The 8,673-nt window shown below is 59.5% G+C and carries 7 protein-coding genes; 2 read left to right on the plus strand and 5 right to left on the minus strand.

Annotated elements, in window-relative coordinates; all coding sequences use genetic code 11:
• Positions 1 to 535: 535 nt before the first annotated feature.
• The 3 genes from ACIONG_RS24095 to ACIONG_RS24105 form a co-directional block, all read right to left on the minus strand.
• On the minus strand, positions 536 to 1,882 hold the full coding sequence (locus tag ACIONG_RS24095; RefSeq protein WP_401303136.1) for an ATP-binding protein: 1,347 nt from the start codon (positions 1,880 to 1,882) through the stop codon (positions 536 to 538).
• Positions 1,879 to 2,556, minus strand: coding sequence for a response regulator transcription factor (locus ACIONG_RS24100; protein ID WP_008079190.1), 678 nt, complete (start codon positions 2,554 to 2,556; stop codon positions 1,879 to 1,881). Before ACIONG_RS24100 ends, ACIONG_RS24095 begins: the two co-directional genes overlap by 4 nt.
• Positions 2,557 to 2,706: 150 nt before the next feature.
• Complete coding sequence (locus ACIONG_RS24105) at positions 2,707 to 3,312, minus strand: hypothetical protein (protein WP_401303138.1); 606 nt, start codon at positions 3,310 to 3,312, stop codon at positions 2,707 to 2,709.
• A gap of 141 nt (positions 3,313 to 3,453) precedes the next feature.
• On the opposite strand from ACIONG_RS24105, the gene ACIONG_RS24110 reads away from it, so the two are divergent.
• Positions 3,454 to 4,245, plus strand: coding sequence for a dienelactone hydrolase family protein (locus ACIONG_RS24110; RefSeq protein WP_103307387.1), 792 nt, complete (start codon positions 3,454 to 3,456; stop codon positions 4,243 to 4,245).
• 163 nt (positions 4,246 to 4,408) lie between these two features.
• Positions 4,409 to 5,134: a 4'-phosphopantetheinyl transferase gene (locus ACIONG_RS24115; RefSeq protein WP_315449340.1), complete on the plus strand. Its 726-nt coding sequence runs from the start codon at positions 4,409 to 4,411 to the stop codon at positions 5,132 to 5,134.
• A gap of 342 nt (positions 5,135 to 5,476) precedes the next feature.
• Here ACIONG_RS24115 and ACIONG_RS24120 read toward each other — a convergent pair whose 3' ends face one another.
• Both ACIONG_RS24120 and ACIONG_RS24125 read right to left on the minus strand, forming a co-directional pair.
• Positions 5,477 to 7,087 (minus strand): ATP-binding protein, encoded by a 1,611-nt coding sequence (locus tag ACIONG_RS24120; RefSeq protein ID WP_103307389.1) that lies wholly within the window; start codon positions 7,085 to 7,087, stop codon positions 5,477 to 5,479.
• The gene (locus ACIONG_RS24125; RefSeq protein ID WP_213026326.1) at positions 7,084 to 7,806 is read right to left on the minus strand and encodes a response regulator; all 723 of its coding nucleotides are present in this window, start codon (positions 7,804 to 7,806) and stop codon (positions 7,084 to 7,086) included. Before ACIONG_RS24125 ends, ACIONG_RS24120 begins: the two co-directional genes overlap by 4 nt.
• Between the last annotated feature and the right edge of the window lie 867 nt (positions 7,807 to 8,673).

Raw genomic sequence — 8,673 nt, forward strand, 5'->3', positions numbered from 1 at the left:
TCTTGACCTTCACCAATCAACACAATGAGCGTTAGCTCAAGTACCGCTCTTGACCTTCACCAATCAACACAATGAGCGTTAGCTCAAGTACCGCTCTTGACCTTCACCAATCAACACAATGAGCGTTAGCTCAAGTACCGCTCCTGATCTTCACCACTCAACACAATGAGCGTTAGCTCGAGTACCGCTCTTGATCTTCACCACTCAACACAATGAGCGTTAGCTCGAGTACCGCTCTTGATCTTCAGCGCCCGTCGGAAGGCTGAGCGGAGGGATTGATCCGGGGTGGGAGCGCAGCGACCGTTTGGCGCAGCCAAACACATCGAGAGGAGGTGCAGCGAAGCAAACCGGAGGCGATGACCCCCGGATCGATCCCGCAGCGAAGGAACCCGAGCCACAGCGAGGGCCGTACGTCAGGGTAAAGCCTTTTTGGTTACTTTTTCGGCGTCTGGAAAAAGTGACCCGCCGTAAGGGCGGAACCATAGGAAGCCGTTACCGCAGCAACGGATATGCCCCCCAAACCCCAGCCCCCCCCTCAAACCGCAGGAAAATGAATCCGAAACGCCGCCCCCCCCATCGGCGAATCCCCCAACATCAACTTCGCGTTGTAGCTCTCGATAATATCCTTGACCACAGCCAACCCGATCCCCTGCCCCGGATGCTGCCGATCCAACCGCTCCCCACGCTCCAGAATCCGCGCCCGCTGATCCGGCGGCACCCCCGGCCCATCATCCTCGACACACAAGTCAATCCCGGCCAGGCTCTCACGCACACTGATACGCACCTCACCCAGACACAGCCGATACGCGTTCTCCAGCAAATTCCCCATCATTTCCAACAAGGCACCCTGCTCGATCGGCACATAACAATGCTCGGGCAAATCAAACACCACCCGCACCTGCTTGTCGCGATACACCTTGTCCAACGTATCGCACAGACTTTTAAGCACCGGTTGCAAGCGCACCTGATGCCGCACCAGACCGCTTTTACGCAAACTCGCCCGCTGCAACTGATAACTGATCTGCTGACTCATACGCTCGATCTGGCTCTGCAGCACCCAGGCCTGATCCAGATCCTTGGGCCGTTGCGCCATGTCCTCACTGACCCCCTGCAACACCGCCAACGGCGTTTTCAGACTGTGCGCCAAATCATCCAGAGAATCGCGATAACGACTGCGCTGCTGCCGCTCGCTCAGCAGCAATCGGTTCAGCGAGCCCGTCAGACGCAACAGCTCGCGCGGGTGTTGCTCAGTGAGACTTTCACGCGTGCCGCCCTCGATCTCATCCAGCTCCTGACTGAGTTGACGCAAGGCCTTGAGGCCCCAGGTCAAGCCGATCCACAACAGCGCCAGCAAAACGAGCAACGCTGCGCCGAAGCCCAGATAAAGATTTTCACGCAAGCCTTCAAGGGTAGTTTCGTACTCGCGCACTGGTTGCAGGGCGACGATGCTGAACGCCGCACTTTTACCGCCAAGGAGTTTCACTTCAACGTCGTAGACGAAGAACTCCTGACCGCTGGCCTCACGAATTCGCGCGAACTCGTTACCGAGGCCGTCGTAACGCGGCTTGTAGTTGATCTGTTCCTCTTGAGTGGCTTTCGAGCGCCAGACCAGATGTCCCTCACGGTCGTAGATATAGCCGAGCAGCCGGAAGTCGGTGAGGTTGAAACGCTCATCCGGCAACTGCGAAGGCATGACCAGTTTGCCGCTTTCAATGCGCGCAGCCGAGATCAGCGTGGTGACGTCCGAAGCCAGGCGCTGCTCGATCGAGTCCTGCAATGCGAGGCTGAATGCGCCCTGCATGGCCGGCAGCAAGGCGAGCATGAACAACACCGCCAACGTGGTGGCGGCGAGCATCAGTCGAACGCGTAAAGAACGAATCAAGTGCAGCGCTCATTGAACAGGTAGCCGAGGCCGCGCACGGTGTCGATCGGCTTGAACCCGGCCGGGCCTTCGAGTTTGCGGCGCAAGCGGCCGACCAGCACTTCGATGACGTTAGGATCGCGCTCGTCGTCGTCCGGATAGAGTTGCTCCATCAGGCGATCCTTGGGCACCACTTGCTGGTGATGGCGCATGAGGTATTCGAGGATGCGGTACTCGTACGCGGTCAGCGCCAGCGGTTGCTCGTCGAGGGTCGCCTGCTTGCGATTGAGGTCGAGCAACAGCGGGCCGGCGACGATGGTCGACTGGGTAAAACCGCTGGAGCGGCGCAGCAAGGCATTCAGGCGAGCATCGAGTTCTTCGAACTGGAAGGGTTTGACCACGTAGTCGTCGGCGCCGGCAGCAAGGCCTTCGACCTTGTCCTGCCAGTTGCCGCGTGCGGTGAGGATCAGGATCGGGAAGGTCTTGCCGCCTGAGCGCAACTGCCGGATCAGGTCGAGACCGCCCATGCCCGGCAGACCGAGATCGATCACCGCCAGGTCAAAGTTGAACTGTCCGGTCTGGTACAACGCCTCCTCGGCATTGGCCACGGACTCGACCACGTGGCCGCTCTCCGTCAGACGGGTTTGCAGGTGATGGCGCAACAGCGCTTCATCTTCGACGACCAACAGTTTCATATCGCTCTCCCGGGCAAATCAGAATCTCCAAAAACACACCTGTGGGAGCGAGCCTGCTCGCGAAATCGGTGGATCAGTCAATGAAGATGTCGACTGACACATCGCCTTCGCGAGCAAGCTCGCTCCCACATTTAGCCTGGCGGCAACACTTTAGAAAAAGTAGTTGGCCGACAGGTAAGTCTGCGCGCTACTGGTCAGGTCCAGCGAGCCTTGCTTGCTGCCACCGCGTTCGCTCATCTCGGTGCTGGCATTGCTGCGCAGGTAACGGTAACCGAGTTCCACCGAAGTGTTTTGCGAAACTTGCTGCATCACACCGAACTGGCCGCCGACCGCGTAACCGATGTCACTGTCGCGGCTATAGCCTGGCGACTCCTGGGTCAACTTGGTCAAACCCGCCGTTGCACCGCCGAACAATTTGGTGCTGCTGCCCACCGGGTAGAACAGATCGTAGCTGCCCAGCAGGTTTTCCTGGCGCAGTTTAATGCCATTGTGCGAGCCGGACACGTTGTCGTAAGTCGCGTAGTAGCGGCCCTGCGAGTTTTGCTGGCCGAGGCGTACGCCGTAAGTGTTGTTGCCGTCGATCGCGCCGGTGGCGTTAGGGTGATCGAGGTTGTTGTTCAGAGCATGGGATTTGTCGATCTTGTCACTGGTCTGGCCGAAGGTCAGGCCGGCGAAGTTCGAAGTGGTGTCGGCCTGGGCCGCGACGCTGGCGCTCATTACGGTCAATGCCAGCAGCAGTTTATTAAAACGAGTCATGGGATTTCCTCTTTCACAGTGCTGTTTGGGTATGGCGCAAGGTTACTGACCCTCCCCTGTACCGCCCCTGAACGCTATCTGAACCTGACCTGAACCAAATCGACTAGGCTGTTCTGAGCACTTTTCGCCAAGGAGACCGATATGCGCCTGTTCCTCGCCCTCACGTTCCTCGCTGTCAGCAGCCTCACTCAGGCTGCGATCAAGACCGCAGAAATCCCCTATCAAAGTGCCGACGGCACACAGCTGATTGGCTACTACGCCTACGACGACGCCATCAAAGGCAAACGCCCGGGGATTGTCGTGGTGCATGAGTGGTGGGGCTTGAACGAGTACGCCAAGCGCCGCGCGCGGGACCTGGCTGAGCTGGGATATAGCGCGCTGGCGATTGATATGTACGGCGAGGGCAAGAACACCGAGCACCCGAAAGACGCCATGGCGTTCATGCAGGCGGCAACTCAGGATGCGGCGGCCTCCAGCAAACGTTTCGAGGCCGGACTGAACCTGCTGAAGAAACAACCGCAGACCGACGCGAACAAACTCGCGGCCATTGGTTACTGCTTCGGCGGTGGCGTGGTGCTGAATGCGGCGCGCCAGGGTGAACCGCTGGCCGGTGTGGTGAGTTTCCACGGTGCACTGGCGACCAAGACCCCGGCCACACCCGGCAGTGTGAAGGCGAAGATTCTGGTGGAACATGGCGCCCTGGACAGCATGGTCACGCCGGACAACGTCAGCGCCTTCAAAGCGGAAATGGACAAGGCCGGTGCAGACTATAAATTCGTCAGCCTTGACGGTGCCAAGCATGGCTTTACCAATCCGGATGCCGATCGCTTGAGCCACGGCGAGCACGGTGGCCCGGATATCGGCTACAACAAGGCTGCCGATGAAAAATCCTGGGCGGATATGAAAGCGTTCTTCCAGAAGATCTTCAGCTGACCCGCCCGCACCTGATCGTTCCCACGCTCCGCGTGGGGATGCAGCCCGGGACGCTCTGCGTCCCAAAGCGGACGCATAGCGTCCATTGAGGTGTTCCCACACAGAGGATCGGAACGATCAGTGCCTCTACCCAGTTTGACTGCCAAACGGCAAAATGCCTGCCATGAATCCTACCCCCGCCCTGCCCGCTTGCTGCACCCCGCTCGATACCCACTGGCCAATGCCGACGGTGTTGCCTGACACCGTGCTGCTCAGCACTCACTTCGATCCGTCACAACTGCTCGGCGATGATTTCCGGCGCAGCGCTATCGAGCCACCGCCAAGCATTCAACGCTCGGTGGCCAAGCGCCAGGCGGAGTTTCTCGCCGGGCGCATCTGTGCCCGCGCGGCGTTACAGCAATTGGAAGGCACTACAGTGGTCCCGGCGATCGGCGAAGATCGCGCGCCGGTGTGGCCGGCACATATCTGCGGTTCGATCACCCACAGCACCGGTCGTGCGGCAGCGATTGTCGCCAACAAGCAGCATTGGCGCGGTCTGGGCATGGATCTGGAAAACCTGCTCAACACCGAACGCGCCGAGCGTCTCGCCGGGGAAATCCTCATACCGGCAGAAATGCGGCGCATGGCCGCCGGTGAGAGGGAGCAACTGGCACTGTGGGTGACGCTGACGTTTTCGGTGAAAGAAAGCCTGTTCAAGGCGCTTTACCCGATCGTGCAGAAGCGCTTTTACTTCGAGCACGCGGAAGTGCTGGAGTGGACGGAACAGGGCCACGTGCGCTTGCGCTTGTTGACGGACTTGTCGAACGAATGGCGCAACGGCACCGAGCTGGATGCGCAGTTCGGTGTGCAGGATGGGCAGTTGTTGAGTCTGGTCAGCATTGCGGCCTGAAATCTTTATCGTCTGTCGGGGCCTCATCGCTGGCAAGCCAGCTCCCACAGTGCCGGTGATGAACACAGACTTGATGTACACCCTGAAACCTGTGGGAGCCGACTTGCCAGGTCCACAGTGCCGGTGATGAACACAGACTTGATGTACGCCCTGAAACCTGTGGGAGCCGACTTGCCAGCTCCACAGTGCCGGTGATGAACACAGACTTGATGTACACCCTGAAACCTGTGGGAGCCGACTTGCCAGCTCCACAGTGCCGGTGATGGACACAGACTTGATGTACGCCCTGAAACCTGTGGGAGCTGGCTTGCCAGCGATGGGGCCAGCACTACTATCCACGATTCAGCGGCGCTCCTGATTCCTCGGCCAGCTCAGGCTGAAGCAAGCCCCACCCAGACTCTTGCTCTTGCCAATGATCGCGCGGCCGTCATGCCAGTGGATGATCCGCCGCACAATCGACAAGCCCAAGCCATGTCCTCCTGACGCCCGGGTACGGCTGTCATCCAGACGCAGGAACGGCGTGAAGATTCGCTCCCACGCCACCTCCGGCACACCCGGCCCGTCGTCCTCGACGTCCACCCGGCAACGCAGCTGCCCGACCTGGTAACTCACCGTAACGTTGGAGCGCGCATGGCGCATGGCGTTGCTCACCAGATTCTGCAACGCCCGATGCAGATAACGCGGCTCGGCCTCGACCCAAGCGTCGTCGTTATCCGCAGCAGACAGGCACAAGCCGCGCTGCACCGTGACCTCGGCGCGCAGCGGCGCCAGTTCTTCAATGACCTGATTGACCAGCGCGTCGAGATCAATGCGCTGGAACGTCAGCGCCGGCGAGCCCTGCTCCAGCCGGGCATAGGTGAGCATTTCATCGACCAGCTTATCGAGGTCTTCGATGTCGTGATCCATGCCCTCACGGTACTTTTCCAGCGCTTGCGGGGTGGTCGCCGAACCGATCATCTCCAGACCGAAACGCAAGCGCGCCACCGGCGTGCGCAACTCGTGGGATACCGCGCGCACCAGTTCACGCTGGATCGCCAGCAACTGCTGCAAGTGCTCAGCCATTTTGTTGAACGCCGAGGCCAGGCGCCCGACCGAGTCGGCACCGCGCGCCGGCACACGGGTTTCCAGGCTGCCCTTGGCGATGCGTGTGGCCGCCGCTTCGAGGCCACGCAAACGCCGTTCGAGCTGGCGCACCAACAGATAAACGATAAGGCCGATCAAACTCAGGCCGAGCGCGGCGATCAACACCAGCCACTCCGGCGGATACGGATTCATCTGATACAGCGGGCCGATTTCCAGTACCCAAGGCGTGCCGACCATGCCGGCAAACACGCGGATCGAATCGCCACCCTTGCCCAACGCCATCACCGTGTCGCCCTCAGCCACGCGACGACTCTGATCCTCATCCATGTCGGCGTCGTTCACCGTGACCAGGCGCAGATCGAATCCGAAGCCCTTCTCTTCCTTTATTTGCGCCAACCGCTTGGGCTGCTCGCCCACGGGTACGCGCACCAGCTCATCGGCCAACAGGTAAATCGTCGCGCGGGCCAGTTGCTCGCTGATCTGCTGCACCTCTCCTACCAGCACAAGTTGTTCCTTGTCGCTGACCAGCCGGTAGACCTTTGCTGCATGCGGGCCGGTCTGCTCTACCAGCGCCTGTCCGCGCTGGACCCGGGTGCGCTGGGTCAGATCGAGATCGGTCTCGGCAAACTTCTTCAGCGCCAGCGGAATCCCGAGCAAACGCTCCCACACCAGCAGCGCGCGATGGCGCTCGGTTTCGTTCATCGGTTGCAGATTGTCGGCCATCAGCGAGAACGTGCCATGGGCCAGGCGCTCGCGGTATTGCTCGCTGCGCACCTGGTTAAGCAGGTTCAGCGCGAGCACGCCGAGCACCGCCACCAGAATAAGCGCGGCGCACATGCCGCCGTAAATGCGCAGGAAGATCGAGTTCACAGCGGCAGGTCTACACAGGCTTCGGGGACAAACAGATAGCCTTTGCTGCGGATGGTCTTGATCAGGCGCGGGTGATCGGGGTCATCGCCGATTTTCGGGCGGATGCGCGAGATGCGCACATCGATCGAGCGATCCTGGCCGTCATAGCCGATGCCACGCAGCGCGGTGAAGATTTCCTCCCGGGACAGAATTCGCCCGGCATTGGACACCAACAGCCAGAGCAGATCGAATTCGGCGCTGGTCAACTCGATGCCGTTGTCGCTCAACCAGGCTTCGCGCAAAGCGTCGTCCACCACCAGTGGGCCGAATTGCAGTCGACGGCTTTTTTCCGCGACGGGCTCCGGTGAGTCACTGCGTCGCAGCAGCGCCTGAATCCGCGCCAGCAACAGGCGTGGGCGCACCGGTTTGCAGACGTAATCGTCGGCACCAAGATCAAGCCCCTGAATCTGATCGGCATCGTCGGTACGCGCCGTGAGCATCAGGATCGGCCCGTCATAACGGTCGCGCACCTTGCGGCAGATACTCAGGCCATCTTCACCGGGCAGCATCAGATCGAGGATGACCAGATCCGGTTGCTCCTTGATGATCCGCGCCGCCGCCAGTGCACCGTTGCCTTCGATTTCGACGCGCAGTCCATTGGCTTGCAGGTAGTCGCGAGTGAGTTCGGCCAGACGCTGATCATCCTCGACTATCAATACCTGAAAGGCTTGTTGCTCCACCGGTGACCTCTGCTTGCTGTTTTTATTAATAGAAGGGATCGCTTGGATCAGCTCCTGCAAAAGCATGCGTGGTGCCAGATCATCCTGATCATTTGTCATGTTTCTGGAGGAAAAATATGCCTGCGCATGGCCCGATTGTATAAACGGCGTACAGCCAGAACACAAGTCGGTAAATGCGTTCGGACAAGGCGGTTTTTTGTGATAGGGTTCGCGCCCTTAAAAATCCGCTGAAGCGTTTTTCCCGGTGAAAAAACAGTGACAAACGGTCTAGCTCAGCAGGTTCGCGGCCTACACGCGAATTCGCCGTTTCGCACACAATTTACGCACAGGTTTATCCACAGGCTATACATTGCAATAGCCCCCCAAAACGCATTATCTTGTAGCCCGCGCTCAAAAAAACCCTACATGTAGGGGTTGAGACAAAAAACCAAACACAAACCGGACAGTGAATTCAAGGCTTTTTATTGCCATTGTCGGGTTGAACCAAACGTATTTTCACAAGCCCAAACCGCGCCTGCGGATGGCTACCGTTTTTCAGTCGGCAACGACGATAACGGTACGGGTGTTGCAGTCTGAAACTGCGCCCCGAAAGGAATGCGGTTTGACGCGGATCGCGCGAACCGAAGACTTCGGCATGGAAGCGGCGCCCACAAGGCCCCCTTCCTGAACTGTCCCGAAGTCGTTATGCCCGGCGTGTGCCGGTTGTAGTGCTTCAGGACGGAACGGTGGGCACCGTGATGGTGCCCAAACAAACATAGAGAACGTGGAGACACCCATGCAAACCGACACAACTCGCGAGAACCCGCAGGGCACCTTGCCGCAGGCCGCCGATTCGACTTCGGATCTGGCAGCCACCGCGAGTTGTGT

This window comes from Pseudomonas sp. NPDC087817, from assembly GCF_044742875.1.
Classification (GTDB): domain Bacteria; phylum Pseudomonadota; class Gammaproteobacteria; order Pseudomonadales; family Pseudomonadaceae; genus Aquipseudomonas.